Here is a 17,507-nt window from a genome sequence, read left to right on the forward strand (position 1 = left end):
TTTCGCGTCACGGTTTTGCGTATACGACCAACGCTACGTCTTGCCACATCAGTACCGGACGAACACCGTAACCGGGGTTATTCTTTTCAAATTCGGCCACGAAATTCTTATCGATGCCGCTGGATGTTCTGGTGCCTACAACCACCCGAGATTTAGAGACCGGGTCGGTGCCATAAATCTTTTCCTCGAGATTCCAGAGTCCAACCTCAGGGATGTCGGTTCCGCGGAAAATCTTCGCCGTTCCATTCAGAACGGCCTGAACGCATGGGTCATTGGGGTCACAATTCATCTCACCGCTTGGACCAAAGTGCTCTTCCATCCACTGTTGAGCCTCTTTGTCATCGTAATGATAGTGTATAATTCCGAGCACGTTATCTTTTGCCATCTCGACTAAACTTTTGTCGCTCAATCTGACGTCAACCCCTTCTGACAGCTCCTCGTCTGTGTATTTTTGCAGCTTTTCTGCTAAGGAAGATGGCGCCCGAGATTTAAACCTGTTGGTGTGCAAATCAAGCTCAAGATTTGTTAAGTCATTGCCATCCACATCGTCTATTATGGGCCGATGACTACGAGATTGGACCGTCTTCTCGCTCGGATCCGAAGTTGATGTTTTGTCGGAAAATGAAAGCAGGACGTCCGCTATCGCCGGCGAAATCGTTCGCGCGCTCCTTGGGTCCGACGATAGGGCGACCGTGTCTGCGCTTTTGCTGACTGATGTGTGCCCGTTCGAAATCTCACGATCTTGAAGTAAATCAACAAGATATGTCGCTGATTTTCCCAGTTTCACGTTGTACATGGCAATAAATCCCTTAATATTATGCAATCTTGCCGTGCGGGCTTTGCCGACGCTTCCTTTGATGATAGACGACGAGCCCCTGTGATCAACAGTGTTCTAGGATTTTGCCGGCCTAATCTTGCGATTGCAATTTTGAGGTAAGTGGGATTTTTGCTCGTTCTACCTTTTGTTGAAGGTTTCGAGGCATAAATCAAAGACATTCGACTTTGTTTCGAGGTAGAATCGGCGCGGCCGTCTATCCACGAAACGGATCGCTATTCTATCTGTAATCTGCTCTGCCAGCAGAGACGACTCCTGCCCGGCCCCACGAGAGCCGGCCCGCCACGGCTTGTGCCGGCCGTTGCCGGCTTACGACACCCGTTCGGGCGCGAAAGAGTGAGCCGGCAGGCGCGATTGCCTCGCCCGGCAAAACGCGGCACGCGTAACAGACACGCGTGAACACTCTGGTCCGGATCCTGTCATGATCTCTCCGAAGGCCCGATCCCGCCTCCGGTCGACCCTGGCGGCGGCCGGAACGGCGGCGCTGCTCTGCCTTGCCGGCCTTCCGGCACCGCTCGCCGCCCAGGAAGGCGCCGTCGCGGTCCAGGACGTGACGGTCACCGATGTGGTCCTCCCCCTCGGCGGCACGCTCCTAAAGGCGCCGAAGCTGACAGCGAGCGGGACGCGCCTCTCGAAGGACGATCTCACCGCCCTCCTCCGGCCGGACTCGGCTGTCCCGTGGAGCGAGCGGCTGGCGCGGCTCGATGCCGGCAGCCTGACCGTTCCGGTCCTGACCTCCGAGAGCGTCGGGCCGGGCGAGAACCGCCAGACCGTGACCTATCGCGACGTCGTCGCCCGGGATGTGCGGGCCGGCCGCGTCGGCGAACTCACGGCCGCCGGCGCGACCGTGAGCGCCGTCTCCGGGCCGAACCGCGGCTCAGGAACCTACGGCCAGGTGCGGGCGACGGATCTCGACCTCGCGGCGCTCAGCCGCTTGTACACCGTGCCGGGGGACGGCAAGGGGCCGGTTCAGCGGGTCTACGGGACGATCCAGGTCTCGGACGTCACCTACGCGGATGCGCGTGGCACCACCGTGAAGATCGCGACCCTGAATGGCAGCGATCTTGGCGGCCGGCAGATCCCGGACGGCTGGAACGGCGCCTTCGCCATCGTGGCCGGCGGATTCCAGGAGGGCACCGATCGCCGCGCCTTCGCGGCCGCGGCCGCCGACCTGATCGACGCGACGACGGTCGGAAGCCTGGAACTGCAGGGTCTCAGCGTCAGCGATGCCGATCCGAAGGGGCCGCTGCTGTTCGAGATCCGCCGGGTCGCTTTTGCGTCCACCGGGCCGGAGGCCGGGACCCGGCTCGAGGATCTTTCGCTGTCGCGGGGGGCTGTCCGCACGCAGCTCGGCCGCCTGACCCTGACCGGTGCGTCGCTCGCCCCCACGGTGGCGGCCCTGAAGGGGATCGCCGCGGAGCCGGCGGCCGGGATCGGCTTCTCCGACGCCGAGATGCGCCGCCTCACGCCGCAGATCGGCAACCTCACCCTGAGCGATCTGGCCATCGCGCTCCCGCCGGAGGCCGCGCCCGAACGCCCGCCCGCCCGCGAGGCACGAGCCCCGGGCCGCGGGACCGGCGCGGAGGTGGCCCGGCCCGGTGCCGGCAAGTCCGCGGATCAGAAGGCCTCCGAGCCGCGTATCGGGGACCCGCTGGCGGTCACGGTCACGCCGCCGCCGGAACGGCGGATCGCCCTGCGGGAGGCCACCCTCGCCTTCGGTCCGCCCAGCGACGGCATGCCGAGCAGCAGCCGCCTCACGCTGTCGGGCTTGAGCCTCCCCGCCGATCTGCTGGCCGGCCAGCCCATCGTCGGGATGCTCCCGGCCTATGGGTACCGCAACGTCGACCTCGACGTGGTGGCGGACGCCGCCATCGACGAGAAGGCGCGCGATCTGACCGTGCGCGACGTCACGGTCTCGGGCCGCGACATCGGCACCGTTCGCCTGTCCGGGACGCTGGGCGGGATCGGGCCGGAACTCCTCTCCGGCACCCTTCCGGCCGCGACCCTGCTGATGTTCTCCGGCAGCGCCAAGACCCTCGACCTCACGGTGGAGAATGCCGGCCTGTTCGAGCGCTTCCTGACCGCGCAGGCGAAGGATCTCAGCCTCAAGCCGGACGAGTTGCGCAAGGAATACGTCACCGCGAGCCTGCTCGGTGTTCCGATCATCCTCGGCAACGGACCGGCCGCCAGGGCGATCGGGGCCGCGATGGGGCAGTTCGTGATGAAGCCCGGCAAGCTGGTGCTGCACGCAAAGGCCAAGGAACCCGCCGGCATCGGCTTCATCGATCTGGGCGCGGCGCGCTCGCCCGCCCTCGTGCTCGATCGGCTGGATGTCGACGCCAAGGCGAACTGAGGCTTTCGCCGTCAGAGCGCGATGAGCTCCGGGTACCGCGCCGCGAGCGTCGCCCGGGTCGCCTCGGCCCAGGCCCGGTCGCGCGCGTGGCGCGGCCGGTCGAGGGACACGTCCGCGATCAGGCTCGCGGGCCGGCGCGAAACCAGGAGCAGGCGGTCCGCGATCCCGATCGCCTCGGCGACGTTGTGGGTCACCATCAGGACGCTCATGCCGGTCCGATCGACCGTATCCACGACGAGGCCGCGCAGCTCGGCGGCGGCGGCATCGTCGAGCGAGACGAAGGGCTCGTCGAGCACCAGAACCCGCGGCCCGTCGGCCAGCGCCCGGGCGAGGGCCACGCGCCGCTGCATGCCGAGCGAGAGCGCCTTCGGATAGCTTTTCCGCCATGGCGTCAGCCCGAGCTGCGCGAACAGAGCGTCGAGGTCCCGGCCCCGCCGCGCCCGGGGCAGGCCCAGTCGGACATTGTGCTCGACGCTGCGCCAGGGCAGCAGCCGCGGTTCCTGGAACACGATTCCGGCCTGCTCGGCCCCGGAGACGCGACCCGCGAAGGCGGTGTCGAGCCCGAGGAGGATGCGCAATGTCGTGGTCTTGCCGGCGCCGGAGGGGCCGATCAGGCACACGATCTCGCCCGCCGCGATGCCGAAGGCGAGGTTGCGGACCGCCTCGACGGGTTCGGACTCGCGCGGCCGGTACCATTTCGAGTCGATCGCGACCCGAAGGACGGGTTCAGCGCCAGCGGCGGACATGGGCTTCGAGCCGCTGCAGGAGGAGGACATCGATGCTGATCATCACGGCCATGAAGACGAGGCTGTAGCCGATGATCGCGGCCACGTCGGTGCTCTGGACGAAGTAGTAGTTGATCGCGAAGCCGACCCCGTCCGGCCGGCCGAGCAACTCGACGACGAGCACGATCTTCCAGGCGAGCGAAAGCCCCGAGCGCGCCGCCGTGACCATGTAGGGCTGGAGCTGCGGGATCAGGATGTCGCGGATCCAGGTCCACCGGTCGAGCCGGTAGGCGCGGGCCATCTCGTCGAGACCGGGATCGAGGTTGCGGGCACCCTCGCGCACGATCACCGCCACGTTGGGCAGCTTGTTGAGCACCACCGCCAGGATGGCCGCCGTCTCGGTCAGCCCGACCCAGACATAGGCCAGCACCGTGATGACGAGGGCCGGCGTGTTGAGGAGCACGAGGAGCGGCGTGTCGAGGGTCAGGTCGGCGGCCTTCGAGCGGCCGAGCGCGACGCCCAGCGCGACGCCGAGCACCATCGCGACGGCGAAGGAGATCGCCACCCGCAGCAGCGTGATGCCGACATTGTGGGCGAGATCGCCGCGCGCCGCCTCCTGAATGATGAAGCTCAGCACCGCGAGCGGCGCCGGCAGCAGGCGCGAATGCGCTTCGAGCGCGGACGCCTGCCACGCGCCGATCAACACCACCAGGGACGCGATCCGGGTCAGCGCACCCATGCGGTCCCGGCGATCCTCAGACGCATGCGCGCCCGGCGGTGGACGGAATCCTCAGCCATTGCGGCCGCTGTCGTAGTAGAGATCGGGCGGGAGGCTGTCCCCCTTGCCGACGAGGCGCGTTCCGCCGAGCCGCGCCATCACGGCGTAGAGTTTTTCCGCGTCGGCGCGCTCCTCCGCCACGGGGCGGCGGGGAATCCCGGCCAGGAAATCACGCTTCAGCGCCTCGAAGGTCGCCTCGTCCTCCGCGGCCATCAGGGGGCGCACAATCTGCCACGTGGAGGGATCCTGGGCCAGCATGTCCTTGGCGGCGCGGGAGGCGCGGTAGAAGCCCGCGACCGCGTCCGGCTTCTCCTTCACGACCGTATCCTGGAAGAGATAGCCGATCAGCGCCACGTCCCCCGGGACGCCGAGCGCGTGCATGATGTCTTCGGCACCGACGAGGCGCCGGAATTTCTTGGCTTCGAGCCGCGCGCAATAGGTCCAGTAGGTCAGCGCCGCGTCGAGCGCGCCCTGCTCCAGCTTCAGGGTGATGAGCGGCGGCGCGCCGTAGGCGATCTCGGCGGTCCGTTCGAGGTCGATCCCGGCAGCATCCTTGGCCTGCGCCTTGAGCAGCAGCCAGTTCTTGTCCAGGGGGCCGCCCGCCACGCCGAACCGCTTGCCGTCGAGATCCTTCAGGCTCTTGATCGGGCTGTCGGCCGGCACCATCACGGCGCCCTCGGAGGTGGAATACGGGATGAAGCGCACCGCCTGCCCGTCATTGCCGAGGCGCGCCGCCCAGAGCAGGTCGCCGACGATCGTATCGACTTGACCGCCGATGAAGCCGATCCGCGCGGCGTCGTTCCCGGCGAGCTTGACGGCGTCGAGCTGGAAGCCGTTGGCCGTATCGAGGCCGCGGGCCTTGATCACGGCCGCCTCCCAGGTCGAGGTGCCGAAGGGCAGGCTTCCGAGGCGCACGACCGGCGTGTCGGCCCGCGCCGCCCGAAGGCCGAGGCCGCCCAGCAGGCCCCCGGCGAGCATCGCGCGCCGTGACAGCATCACGCCTTCTCCCATCGTCTTTTGCAGTCTTCAGGCGTGGCAGACTGGATTGCGGACTTGTCCCGGCGCCATTGGAAAAGGGTCATAGGGCCGGCACGCCGCCGCGTCCACCGCGCAGGAGGCGCTTGCGCCGGGCTGGTTGGGGCGTCACCCTGCCGCGATCGATCGAGAAGGGGCGGCAGATGAGCGAACGGCGTGAGGGCGTTCTGGACGACGCGACCGTGGAGGCGCGGCTCAAGGCTGAGTTACCCACTTGGCGGCTCGAGGACGGGTGGATCCGCCGCACCTACAAGACGGCAGGCTGGAAGAGCACGCTGATGGTGATCAACACCGTCGGCCACCTCGCGGAAGCCGCATGGCACCATCCCGACCTGACCGCTTCCTACGCCTGGGTCGAGGTCCGGCTGATGAACCATGCCGCCAAGGGCATCACCGACAAGGATTTCGCCCTGGCGAAGAAGATCGAGGAGGTTGTGTCCTGGCAGCCCGCATTGGAGGGCCAGGGGCTCGAAGGCACGCCGGCCGACCCGCGCTTCGCCTACATCAAATACGACAGGTAGCGGCAGCGCCTCTTACTGCAACTCCTTCACGCGGCGGCACTCGGTCTTGAGATAGGCGCTCTTGCCGATCTCGTCGCGCCGCTCGGTGCGGGCGATGATCTCCTGCCAGCCGGTGGCGCAGCCGAGTTCGTTGGCGACGCGGACCTTGCGGACCTCCAGGGCGCGGTCGTCCGTGCAGGTATCCTGGGCGATGCCGTTGGCGCAGACCAGGACGACGGCGATGAAGGCATTCATGGGGGCGGGACTCCAGGTTTCTGGTTCGACCCAAAAGTTCATCGAGCCGGAAGTTTCAGGCCGATCCGCGCAGATTTACGCGGGCACCTGCCGGTACTCCCGCGGCGTCACGCCGAAGCGGTCTTTGAAGCGCCTGGAGAAATGGGCCTGGCTGACGAAGCCGCAGCCATAGGCGAGCATCCCGATCGCCATGTGCGCGCAGGCCGGATCGTTCAGGAGCCGGGCGGCTCTCTCAAGCCTGCGATGCCAGATGTAGTCGGAGATACACTGATCGCCCTCTTGGAACAGCTCCTGCAGGCGGCGAAGCGACACGCCCATGGCGGCCGCGAGATGGTGCGGGTCGAGCACGTGATCGTGAAGATGAGCATCGACGTAGGCCTTCGCGCGCTGCACCAGGAGGACGCCGTGCAGCGGCTGCGGCAGATCGTGGGCCAGTCGCTCGGCGATGCTTGCCACGATCAGATCGACGCCGATCGCAGCCATGCGCTCGGCACCATCGGGCGTCAGTTGGAACCGCGAGCGGATGAGATCCTGGAGGAACGTGTTCACGAGGCCGGTGGCCCCCAGTTCCGGTCCGATCTCCAGCGAAGAGTACAGCCGCGCAGGCCCGAGCACGCTCTCGACGCGCTCGCGCGGCAATTGCAGGCAGAGGGCTTGGCAGCCGAAGCTGCTCTCGTTCACCGACGGGCGGCTGTCGAGCACAAGTAAGCTACCGGGCCCGCAGATGGCGGCGCGGTCTTCCTGGATGGTGCTGAGGCTGCCGGCCAGGACCAGGGCCACGACGAGATTCTGGTCCAGGCCGTGGCGCCGAATCATCTCCTGCGTCGTCTCGCCTCGCACCACGTTCTGCGAGTACCGGGTCAAACTCAGCGGCCCGACATCGCCCACGTCGATCTGCGCCTCGAAGGATCTTTCCTCAAGACACTCGAGCTTCATCGGCAGACCATGTGTGACGACGACGTCGCGCCAGCTTTCAAACCTGTTCCGGGGATGGAGGCCGTCCGTCGAGAAAAAGGGCTGCATCGAGGTAAACCCGAAACCGTTCACTCTCGTGCGGGGAAGGATCGGCACGATATCGGTAGCAATTAGTCCACAATTTATCAATTTTCAATCGCCAAGCCATAGCTGAAGTGCCGCTGGACTGCCGCCATTTTTAGGCGCGGCCTCTGCCTGAAAATCTTCAATATAAAAATCTATATTCAATACTTGAAAAATTATATAAGTTGTTGCGAAGTGATCGGAAGGACAAGCTGCGCAATTATCGTCGTTATCAGAAATTCGTGCTCGGATTTTAGGCGAGGTTCCGACCGGGGCGCGGTGTCGCAGGCCGCTCTCGCCGCTCCAATCCATCGGGCCGCACGAGAGCGTGCCGACCGGAGCACGGATCGTTGCGGCACTCGACACGTGTTCCGATCCGTCCCGCAGCGATCAGGAACATCATGCCGATCGTGAGGGTGGGGCGACGTGCCGGCTCTGATTTCCGGCACGGATTGCGGGGTTCACGCCGGGTGCGACGTCGTGCCACCCGCCTGGGGCCGTATCCGGTAGCAGCCGACATAGAGTGCGGGCAGGAACAGGAGCGTCAGGACGGTGGCGGCCAGGATGCCGCCGATCATCGCGTAGGCCATCGGGCCCCAGAACACCTCCCGGGCGATCGGGATCAGGCCGAGGCTCGCCGCCGCCGCCGTCAGCAGGATCGGCCGCATCCGGTGGTGGGTCGCCTCGTAGACCGCATCCCACGGCGCCATGCCGTCGGCCCGGAACTCCTCGATCTGGCTCACCAGGATGACGGCGTTGCGGATGATGATCCCAATCAGCGCCAGGATGCCTAAGATGGCGACGAAGCCCATCGGCTTGTCGAACAGCAACAGCGCCGGGACCACGCCGATCAGCCCGAGGGGCGCCACGGTGAAGACGAGCAGCGTGCGTCCGAAACTCTGAAGCTGGATCATCAGCAGCAGCGCCATGGCCAGCAGCATCACCGGCACGACGGCCGCGATCGGGCCCTGCCCCTTGGCGGATTCCTCGACAGCGCCGCCGGTTTGCAGAAAGTACCCCTCGGGCAGGGCTTTCACGAAGGCGTCGATCCCCGGCTGCAACGCGGCCACGATGGTGGGGGCCTGCGTCGCATCGCGGATCGTGGCGCGCACCGTGACGGTGGGCAGCCGGTCGCGGCGCCAGACGATCGGCTGTTCGAGGTCGTAGCCGATCCGCGCGAAGGCCAGGAGCGGCACCACGGAGCCGTTGGCGAGACCGACCTGCAGCGATTGCAGGGTATCCAGCGAGGACCGCTCGGCGGCACGCGCCCGGCCGACGACGTTCACGAGGTAGATCGAGTCGCGCACCTGCGTCATCGCCTGCCCGCCCTCGATGCCGTTGAGGATGCCGGCGACGTCCTGGCTCGACACGCCGAGCTGGCGCGCCTTGTCCTGCAGGATCTCGATGCGCAGGACCTTGCCGGGCTCGTTCCAGTCGAAGGTCGGCACATCGAGCCGCGCGTCGGTGGCGACCACGTTGGCGAGGTCGAGGGCGAGGTGGCGCACCTTCTCGATGTCGGGGCCGCTGAGCCGGTACTGGACCGGTCGTCCCACGGGCGGCCCCAGGCTGAGGGGCTGCACGAGAACGTCGGTCCCCACGAAGTCGCGCCGGGCCATGTCCTGAAGGCGCTCCATCACGTGGTCGCGCACGTCCAGCGACTTCGTGACGATCACGATCTGGCCGAAGAACGCGTTCGACAATTGCTGATCGAGGGGCAGGTAGAAGCGCACCGCGCCTTGTCCGACATAGGACGACCAGCTCGTCACGTCGGCATCGTCCTTCAGCTTGGCCTCGAAGCGGTCCATCTGCGCCTTCGTCTCGGCGATCGTCGCGTTCTGCGGCAGCGTCAGATCGACCAGCACCTCGGAGCGATCCGAGGCCGGGAAGAATTGCTGCTGGACGTGCCCCATGCCGACGATCGCCGTGCCCATCACGGCGAGACAGATCACGACCGTGGTCCAGTGCCAGCGCATCGCGACCCGCAAAGCCGCCGTGAACAGCCGCGTGAACAGCCCGTCCTTCTCGCTGTGATGCTTCATGGTCTTGGGGAGGAGCGTCACGCCGATGAGTGGCGCGAACAGCACCGCGACCACCCACGAGACCAGCAGCGACGCGGCGAGCACCACGAACAGCGAGTAGGTGTACTCCCCCGCCCCCGAGCCGTTGAAGCCGATCGGCAGGAAGCCCGCCACCGTGACGAGCGTCCCGGTCAGCATCGGGAAGGCCGTTGAGGTGTAGGCGAAGGTGGCGGCCTTCTGGAGCGTGTCGCCGCGCTCCAGGCGCGCCACCATCATCTCCACGGTGATCATGGCATCATCGACCAGGAGGCCCAGCGCGATGATCAGCGCGCCGAGGGAGATGCGCTGCAGCGTCACGTCCATGATCTGCATGATCACGAAGACGATCGCCAGGACGAGGGGGATCGACACGGAGACCACGAGCCCGGCCCGGACGCCGAGACTCACGAAGCTCACGGCCAGCACGATCACGATGGCCTCGACCAGCGCCTCGGTGAAGCCGCCGACCGCGTGCTCGACCTGGCGGGGCTGGTCCGACACGAGATGGACGCCGACGCCCACCGGCAGCTTCGCCTCGATCAGCCGCATCCGCTCCTTCAGCGCCTCGCCGAAATGGAGCAGGTTGGCGCCAGGCCGCATCGCGATGGCGAGCCCGATCGCGGGCTTGCCGTCGACCCGGAACAGGGCGGTGGGCGGGTCCTCGTAGCCGCGGCTGATCTCGGCGATGTCGGCGAGGCGGAAGAAGCGGTCGTTCACCCGCAGATTGACGTCCTGGAGCGCGGCCTCCGACGCGAAGGACCCGCTGACCCGCAAGGACACGCGTTCGGGACCGGCCTGGACCACGCCGGACGCCGAGACGGCGTTCTGCGCCTGGAGCGCCTTGATCAGCGCCGAGAAGTCGATGCCGTAGCCCGCGAGCTTCCGGGTCGAGAAATCGAGGAAGATCGTCTCGGCCTGGGAGCCGATCAGCTGGGTCTTGCCGATATCGGGCACCCGCAGCACTTCGGTGCGCACGCCCTCGACGTAGTCGCGCAACTGCCGATAGGTCAGCCCATCTGACGTAAAGGCGTAGATGTTGCCGTAGACGTCGCCGAATTCGTCGTTGAAGAACGGTCCCTGCACGCCTTCGGGGAACTGCCCCCTGATGTCGCCGAGGCGCTTGCGCACCTGATAGAAGGCCGGCTGGATCTCGTTCTTCTTCAGCGTGTCGCGGAACTGCACGAACACCGTCGAAGAGCCGGGCGTCGTGTAGCTGCGGACGTAATCCAGTCCGTTGAGCTGCTGCAGCTCCTTCTCGACCCGGTCGGTGACCTGATCGAGGGTCTCCTTGATGGTCGCGCCCGGCCACGTGGTCTGCACCACCATGGTCTTGATCGTGAAGGGCGGATCCTCCTCACGGCCGAGACGGGTATAGGCCATCGCCCCCGCGATCAGCGCGACGACCATCAGGAACCAGACGAACGAGCGGTGCCCGAGCGCCCAATCGGAGAGATTGAAGCTTTTCACGTCAAACCCCTGCCGCCGGCTCAGACGGCGTCGTCCGTCAGCCGCACGGGCTGACCGTCCTTGAGCGAGTGGACGCCGGCGACCACGACCCGGTCACCGGCCCGCAGACCGTCGATGACGGCGATGCGGCCCTGATCCGCACGGTCGCGCTCCTCCGCCACCGTCACCGCGCGCCGCGTCACCGCTTTGCCATCCGGCGTGACCACCCAGACCGAGCGGCGGTTGCCCTCTTCCAGCAGCGCCGAGGGCGGCAGCAGGAAGCGCGGGCGGACCTTGCTGGCGAGCGCGACGTCGATGGTCGCGCCCAGGCGAAAGGCGAGACCTGGATCGTCCAGGGCGATGCGGATCCGCTTCGAGCGCGTGCCGGCTTCGGCGAGCGGTGCGATCTCGCGCATCCGGCCGGTCGTGGTCAGGTCCGGGGCGCTCTGGAGCGCGACGGTGAAGCGGCAATCCGGCGGCAACGCGCCGACATAGGTCTCGGGAATGTCGACCACGGCCTCGCGCACATCCGGCCGGGCCACGGTGACCACCCCCTGGCCGGCGCTCAGCACCTGTCCGATCTCGGCGAGGCGCTGGGTCACGACGCCGTCGAACTCGGCCTTGAGTTCCGTGTAGCCCATCTGGTCGCGGGCCTTCTGCAGGCTCGCCAGCGCTTGGTCGACCCGCGCCCGCGCGGTGTCGCGCCGGGCGACCGCCTGATCGAGCGTGGCCTGCGCGACGCTGTTGCCGGTCATCAGCCGGCGCGTCCGCGCTTCGGCCGCCTCGGCGTTCTCGGCCTGGGCGCGGGCATCGGCGAGATCGGCCTCGGCGCGGGTCAGGTCGAAGCGGCTGACGATCGTGTCGAGGGCGGCCAGGCGCTGCCCCTTCTTGACGATGTCGCCGATGGTGACGTCGCGCGCCACCATCCGGCCCGGGATCTGGAAGCCGAGCTGGGTCTGGTAGCGGGGCTCGATCGTCCCGGCGAACGGCCCGAGGATGATCGTGTCGCTCGGCTGGACGACCTGGGTCAGCACGGGCCGGACCGGCGCGTCGGCCTTCGAATCGTCGCCGTGATCGATGCAGCCGCCCAGCAGAGCGAGGGCCGCGAGAACGAGGATGGTGCGCGTCTTCATCAGTGGTCGGCGATCTCGATGGCGGCCACTGTCTGGCCCGGGCGCAGGAACTGGATGCCGGCCACGACCACGCGTTCGCCCGGCTCGACGCCACGCTTCAGCGCGATGATGTCGGATCCGAACCGGTCGATCTCGACGGCGCGGATCGCGACCGACCGCTTGGCCGGGTCGAAGATCCATACGGCCGGCTTTCCGTCGTACCGGTAGAGCGCCGACCAGGGCAGCACCACCGCCTCGTGCGGGGCGAACCGGCCGTGCCCGACGACGACGGCGCCGAGCCCCATCGCGGGCGGCGTCGTCTTCAGGCCGATCTTGACCCGGACGGTGCCGCTCGCGGCATCGACCGTTGGCGAGACCTCGCGCACCGTCCCGGTCGCCGTCACGGCCGGATCGGATTGCAGCGCCACCGTGATCGCGCCGCCGGCCGGCGGCTGGGCGAGGAGCGATTCGTAGACGTTGAACACCGCATCCCGCGGCCCGTCCTGCGCGAGGACCAGGACGGTCTGGCCCGACTGGACCACCTGCCCGACCTCGAAGGTGCGGCTCGTCACGATCCCGGCGACGCCGGCGCGCAGTTCCGTGTACGAGAGTTGCTCCTGCGCGGTGCCGAGGGCGGCCCGTGCCGATTCCACCGCGGCCTGGGTGGTGCGCAGTTCCTGCTCCGCGTTGTCGTAGGTGGACCGTGTGGTGAAGCCGCCTGCCAGAAGCTGCTTCTGACGCTCGAACGACATCTTTGCCTGGGTCTGAAGCGCCTCGGCCGAGGTGAGGGCCGCCTTGGCGTTGTCGAGATTCGCCTGCTGGGTCAGAGGTTCGATCACGCCGAGCACCTGATCGGCCTCGACGTGATCGCCGACTTCCACCCGCCGCGCGACGACCTTGCCGTTCGTGCGAAACGCCACGTTGACCTGGGCCTGCGGCTGGATGTCGCCGGTCAGCACGGCCTCCGAGGCGATTGGCGTCCGACGCGCTTCGACGATTCGGACCCGCGCCAGCGCCTCACCCTCGATCGCCGCAGGCTCCGCATGGACGCACCCGACGGCACCGAACCCGCTTACTACGAGGAGAAGCCGGAATGCGGCGCGGTCCATGGAGATTTTCATGCGGTCGACCACCCTGGCCGGGTTCGTGAAAACGGCGTGGCGCGTTCCTAACCCTTCCGTTACATACCGTCCAGTCGGTTTTTAAGGTGGTGTCTGATGCAGGGCAAGCGTAAACGGCTGGCGGACCGGCCCGAAAGCATCCTCGAAGCGGCGACCGCGGTTCTCCTGAAGGGCGGTGCGCGCGCGCTGACCATCGATGCGGTCGCGGCCGAGGCTGGGCTCAGCAAAGGCGGCGTGCTCCACCATTACGCATCGAAGGAAGCGCTAATCGCCGCCTTGGTCAATCGGGAACTCACGCGTCTCCGGGAAGAAATCGCCGCCTGCGAGGCCGCCATTCCGCCCGGCCCGTCACAACTTCCCAAAGCGATGATCGCACATGTGCGCTCGCATTACTGCGAGGATGACGAATCGTCCCGTGCGCTACTTCTTGCTTCCCTCGATTCGTCGGAGGCGCTGAAGGATTACCGGGCTTTCGTGGCGGATCAGCTCGATCGCCTGAGCCGGATCGAGGGGGCCTGCCCGGGCGAGGGCTCCGTGCTGTTCTTCGCGATCCTGGGGCTCTTCATCGGGCGGGCGCTGGGCTTTCACCAGCTCGGGGAAGCGGAGCTTCAACCGATGCTCGCCGCCCTTGATCGGATGACGGGTGGATCGAGCGCCTGAGCCTCACGCGCGGAACGCAAGCACCGCCCGGGTACCCTGCCCGCCGGGGCTGTAGCAGAGCGCCGAACGCAGGTTCGTCGCCATGGCGCGCACGATGCGCGAACCGAGACCGGTTCCGCGGATCTCGCCCTCGCCGGTCCAGCCGACGCCGTCATCCTCGACCGCGAGGCGGATCGAATCGCATCCGTCCCGGTCCACGGCGACCCGGATCTCGCCCGACATGCCCGGCGGATAGGCGTATTTGTAGGCGTTGGTGACGAGTTCGGTCACCACGACGCCGACCGAGACCGCCTTGTCGGGGGAGAGATGAACCGATTCGGCGCGCAGCCGGATCGCGTGGTCCCGCCCGCTCGCCCGCATGGCGGCCTGCAACTCCTCGATGAGGCTGCCGAGATAGGCGTCCAGCGCGACCGACTCGACATCGTCCGAGGTATAGAGCCGGCGGTGGATGCCGGCGATGGCCGAGATCCGCGCCTGCATCTCGTCGAGGGCCGCCTTGGCGGAGGGGTCGCTGACGGCGTTGCGCTGCATGTGCGCCAGGGCCGCCACCAGGGCCAGGGAATTGGCGACGCGGTGGTTGACCTCGCGCAGCAGCAATTCGGCCCGGTCGCGGGCCTCGCGCATCTCGGCCTCGGCCCGTTCCTTGTCGCGCCGCAGGGCCTCCTGCCGGAGCGCGGTGTCGACGGCCTCGCAGAGGAGTTCGCGGAACTGGCCCTGCACGTCCTTCCAGACGTAATCCACGGCCCCGGCCTTGAGGGCGGCGACGGCGACGCGCGAATCGTCCGAGCCGGTCACGTAGATCACCGGCGGCGCCTGCGGCAGCGCGCGGATCTCCGGCAGCAGGTCGAGGCCGGTCTGGCCGGGCATGTGATGGTCGAGCGCCACGGCGCCGATCCCGCCCTGCGCCAGCCGGACCAAGCCGTCGGCGCCGCTCGCGCACAGCTCCACCGTGTAGCCCCGCGCCTCCAGCGAACGCCGGACCAGACGTCCGAGGCCCGGATCGTCGTCGATGTAGAGGATGCGCGCCGCCGGAGCGGCGCCGTCCGCGCCGGCCTGCTCCGCGGTCATGGGTTCTGGGGAACCTCCATCACCGAGAAGAACAGCCCGAGTTGGCGGATCGCGTTGGCGAACCCCTCGTAGTTCACCGGCTTCGTGATGTAGACGTTGGCGCCGAGATCGTAGCAGCGTTGGATCTCGCGGCTGTCGTCGGTCGTGGTGAGCACCACGACGGGGGAGCGGCGGGTATGCGGGTTCGCCTTGACCTTCTCCAGGATGTCGAGACCCGTCATGTCGGGCAGGTTGAGATCGAGGAGAACGAGGAGGTGGCGCCGGGCGCTCGCCTCGCCGGATCCGTCCGGCCCGAGGAGGTAGGTGAGCGCCGAGGTCCCGTCCTGGAACGCCACGATCTCGTTGTTGACGCCGGCGCGCCGGATGTTGCGCTCGATCAGGCGTGCATGCCCCTCGTCGTCCTCGATCATCACGATGCTGACGGGGTGCACGGGCCGCTCCACGCTCATGCGGCAACGCGTGGTGCCGGTTCAGGATCCGCGACGCACGCTGTAGACGCGCCGCGCGGCAAGGTCACGTTGAAGGTCGTGCCCTCGCCGAGTTGCGAACGGACTTCGATCCGGCCTCCAAAGTTTCTCACGAGGGCTTTCACATGGGCGAGGCCGATACCCTCGCCGGGCCGGTCCTGTGTCCCGGACCTTCGGAACAGCTCGAAGACGCGGGCGTGATCCCGCTCCGCGATGCCGCGTCCGTTGTCGGTGACCGAGAAGCAGATGCCCCGCGGACCGGCGGAATGGGCCGTGACCACGATCTGCCCGGGCCGGGACGGATCGAGATACTTGATGGCGTTATCCAGAAGGTTGCCGAAGATCTGCTCGATCGCGAGCCGGTCGGCGACGATCGCGGGTAAGTCGGGCGCGATCGTCACCACGGCGCGGGCCGCCTCGGCCTGGTGCCGGTGCGTATCGGCGAGGCCCTGGAGCAGGGCCGTCATATCGAGGCGTTCCGGCCGGAACTGCCTCCGTCCTTCGCGGGACAGCTTGAGGATCGCGGCGATCAGGCCTTCCATGCGGTTGACCGCGGCCTTGATGAAGCCGAGCGCCTCGCTGAAATCCGCGTCGATCCGCTCCGCCTGCGGGTGCCCGGCGAGCGCCGCCCGCGCGTCGAGCCGCGTCGCCTCGAGCTCGCTGGTGAAGCCCATGACGTTGACGAGGGGCGCGCGCAGATCGTGGCTGACGATGTAGGCGTAGCGCTGGATCTCCTCATTCGATTCCCTGAGCTCAGCCTCGGCTTCCCGCTGCTCGGTGATGTCGGTGTGGACCCCGACCCACTCGCGGATCTCACCGCGCGCATCCAGCACCGGAACGGCCCTGATCGCGAAGTGGCGCCACGTCCCGTCCGCCATGCGCACGCGGTGCTCGTGGATGAACGTGCTCCGGGTCCGCACGGTCTCGTTCCAGGCATCCACCGTCGCCTGGGCATCCTCCGGATGAACCACCTTGGCCCAGCCGTAGCCCCGATACTCCTCGCGGGTCTGCCCGGTCATGGCACTCCAGCCCGGCTGCTCGCCGATCATCTGGCCAGTGGCATCGTTGGTCCAGAGCACGCCCCGAACCGCCTGGACCGCGGCCCGGAACCGTGCCTCGCTGGCCTGTAGGTCGCGCTGGATGCGCTGCTGGTCGAGGGACGAACCCAGCATCGCCAGGAACAGGATGAAGAACGTCGTCCCGGACACGTAGAGCGCGAGGTTCTGCTGTCCCGGCGCCAGCATCACGGCATGGGCATGGGGGGCGCCCGCCGCTTCGGCCGTAAAGGTCGCCGCCGCCATGCCGGTATAGTGCATCCCCGCGACGGCGAACCCCATGATGCCGGCGGCGATCAGCTTCCGGCCGACCGCGTGATCCCGGAATGCGAGCCACAAGGCCGCCGTCGCCGCGCTCACCGCGATCGCGACCGACACCGCGACCAGCGCCGGGTCATAGGCGAGGTCGCCGGGGATCCGCAGCGCCGCCATGCCGGTATAATGCATCGCCGCCACGCCGAGCCCCATGAGCGGCCCCGCGACCAGGATCGCCGACGCGCCCTCACCCCTGTAGGCGACCCACGCGAACGCCAGTCCGGTCACCGCCACGGCGATGACGAGCGAGAGCACGGTCCGGCCGATATCGTAGGTGGCGGCCATGCCCATGTCGAAGGCCAGCATGCCCACGAAGTGCATCGACCAGATGCCGCCGCCCATCGCCAGCGCCGATCCGATGATCCACGGCCAGCGGGGGCCGGGTGACGGCCGGCGCATGCGCGCGCCGAGATCGAGGGCCGTGTAGGACGCGAAAACCGCGATGCCGACCGACAGGGCGACGAGCGCCGGGTTGTAGCCCGTATGGTTCATGGGTGCATCGATGCGACACGGGTGCGAGCGTCGATGTAACCTGCGTCGGCTGGGCGCGCCACAAGTTAAGGCGTGGCGCTTTCTACGGAAGGTTGAAAATTCGGGGCCGTGTCAGGCGCCGAGGCCATGATGCCTTCTGGCTCGATCTCGCGTCGCGGCGTGAAATGGTGTCCGTGGTGCAAGAACGTATCTCGT

16 protein-coding genes are annotated in these 17,507 nt (G+C 67.4%); 3 read left to right on the forward strand and 13 right to left on the reverse strand.

Features of this window, described 5'->3' with window-relative positions; genetic code table 11:
- Nucleotides 1-7: 7 nt before the first annotated feature.
- Nucleotides 8-796 (reverse strand): hypothetical protein, encoded by a 789-nt coding sequence (locus FVE89_RS12145; protein WP_160534203.1) that lies wholly within the window; start codon nt 794-796, stop codon nt 8-10.
- A 460-nt stretch (nt 797-1,256) separates the two neighbouring features.
- On the opposite strand from FVE89_RS12145, the gene FVE89_RS12150 reads away from it, so the two are divergent.
- Nucleotides 1,257-3,188: a hypothetical protein gene (locus tag FVE89_RS12150; protein WP_160534204.1), complete on the forward strand. Its 1,932-nt coding sequence runs from the start codon at nt 1,257-1,259 to the stop codon at nt 3,186-3,188.
- A gap of 11 nt (nt 3,189-3,199) precedes the next feature.
- Here the strand turns inward: FVE89_RS12150 and FVE89_RS12155 are convergent, their stop codons facing one another.
- The 3 genes from FVE89_RS12155 to FVE89_RS12165 are packed head-to-tail and all read right to left on the reverse strand — an operon-like array spanning nt 3,200 to nt 5,687.
- Complete coding sequence (locus tag FVE89_RS12155) at nt 3,200-3,934, reverse strand: ATP-binding cassette domain-containing protein (protein ID WP_160534205.1); 735 nt, start codon at nt 3,932-3,934, stop codon at nt 3,200-3,202.
- A complete protein-coding gene (locus FVE89_RS12160) occupies nt 3,915-4,652 on the reverse strand; it encodes an ABC transporter permease subunit (protein WP_160534206.1) in 738 nt (245 codons plus the stop codon). The genes FVE89_RS12155 and FVE89_RS12160 overlap by 20 nt, the downstream gene beginning before the upstream one ends.
- A 51-nt stretch (nt 4,653-4,703) precedes the next feature.
- Complete coding sequence (locus FVE89_RS12165; RefSeq protein WP_160534207.1) at nt 4,704-5,687, reverse strand: ABC transporter substrate-binding protein; 984 nt, start codon at nt 5,685-5,687, stop codon at nt 4,704-4,706.
- A 182-nt stretch (nt 5,688-5,869) separates the two neighbouring features.
- Between FVE89_RS12165 and FVE89_RS12170 the strand changes: the two genes are divergently transcribed.
- Nucleotides 5,870-6,247, forward strand: coding sequence for a 4a-hydroxytetrahydrobiopterin dehydratase (locus FVE89_RS12170; protein WP_160534208.1), 378 nt, complete (start codon nt 5,870-5,872; stop codon nt 6,245-6,247).
- A gap of 12 nt (nt 6,248-6,259) precedes the next feature.
- Here FVE89_RS12170 and FVE89_RS12175 read toward each other — a convergent pair whose 3' ends face one another.
- From FVE89_RS12175 to FVE89_RS12200, 6 genes are all read right to left on the reverse strand, one after another.
- Nucleotides 6,260-6,481, reverse strand: coding sequence for a hypothetical protein (locus FVE89_RS12175; protein ID WP_160534209.1), 222 nt, complete (start codon nt 6,479-6,481; stop codon nt 6,260-6,262).
- A gap of 75 nt (nt 6,482-6,556) precedes the next feature.
- Nucleotides 6,557-7,552, reverse strand: coding sequence for a helix-turn-helix domain-containing protein (locus tag FVE89_RS12180; protein ID WP_342389880.1), 996 nt, complete (start codon nt 7,550-7,552; stop codon nt 6,557-6,559).
- Between the two features lie 36 nt (nt 7,553-7,588).
- On the reverse strand, nt 7,589-7,885 hold the full coding sequence (locus FVE89_RS12185; RefSeq protein ID WP_160534210.1) for a hypothetical protein: 297 nt from the start codon (nt 7,883-7,885) through the stop codon (nt 7,589-7,591).
- A gap of 95 nt (nt 7,886-7,980) precedes the next feature.
- The gene (locus tag FVE89_RS12190; RefSeq protein ID WP_160534211.1) at nt 7,981-11,043 is read right to left on the reverse strand and encodes an efflux RND transporter permease subunit; all 3,063 of its coding nucleotides are present in this window, start codon (nt 11,041-11,043) and stop codon (nt 7,981-7,983) included.
- A gap of 20 nt (nt 11,044-11,063) precedes the next feature.
- Nucleotides 11,064-12,155: an efflux RND transporter periplasmic adaptor subunit gene (locus tag FVE89_RS12195; protein ID WP_160534212.1), complete on the reverse strand. Its 1,092-nt coding sequence runs from the start codon at nt 12,153-12,155 to the stop codon at nt 11,064-11,066.
- Entirely contained in the window at nt 12,155-13,243 is a 1,089-nt protein-coding gene (locus FVE89_RS12200; RefSeq protein ID WP_202130735.1) for an efflux RND transporter periplasmic adaptor subunit, read from the reverse strand. Before FVE89_RS12200 ends, FVE89_RS12195 begins: the two co-directional genes overlap by 1 nt.
- A 108-nt stretch (nt 13,244-13,351) precedes the next feature.
- Here FVE89_RS12200 and FVE89_RS12205 point away from each other — a divergent pair, with 108 nt between their 5' ends.
- Nucleotides 13,352-13,915, forward strand: a complete 564-nt coding sequence (locus FVE89_RS12205; protein ID WP_160534214.1) for a TetR/AcrR family transcriptional regulator — start codon at nt 13,352-13,354, stop codon at nt 13,913-13,915.
- Between the two features lie 3 nt (nt 13,916-13,918).
- On the opposite strand, the gene FVE89_RS12210 is transcribed toward FVE89_RS12205, so the two are convergent.
- The 3 genes from FVE89_RS12210 to FVE89_RS12220 are packed head-to-tail and all read right to left on the reverse strand — an operon-like array spanning nt 13,919 to nt 17,312.
- The gene (locus FVE89_RS12210) at nt 13,919-14,983 is read right to left on the reverse strand and encodes a response regulator (RefSeq protein ID WP_160534215.1); all 1,065 of its coding nucleotides are present in this window, start codon (nt 14,981-14,983) and stop codon (nt 13,919-13,921) included.
- Entirely contained in the window at nt 14,980-15,432 is a 453-nt protein-coding gene (locus FVE89_RS12215) for a response regulator (RefSeq protein ID WP_160534216.1), read from the reverse strand. The genes FVE89_RS12210 and FVE89_RS12215 overlap by 4 nt, the downstream gene beginning before the upstream one ends.
- Nucleotides 15,429-17,312 carry an MHYT domain-containing protein gene (locus FVE89_RS12220; protein ID WP_160534217.1) on the reverse strand — a complete coding sequence of 628 codons (1,884 nt, stop codon included), beginning with the start codon at nt 17,310-17,312 and terminating at the stop codon, nt 15,429-15,431. The genes FVE89_RS12215 and FVE89_RS12220 overlap by 4 nt, the downstream gene beginning before the upstream one ends.
- Between the last annotated feature and the right edge of the window lie 195 nt (nt 17,313-17,507).

The sequence above is a fragment of the Methylobacterium sp. 2A genome (assembly GCF_009806555.1).
GTDB lineage: Bacteria > Pseudomonadota > Alphaproteobacteria > Rhizobiales > Beijerinckiaceae > Methylobacterium.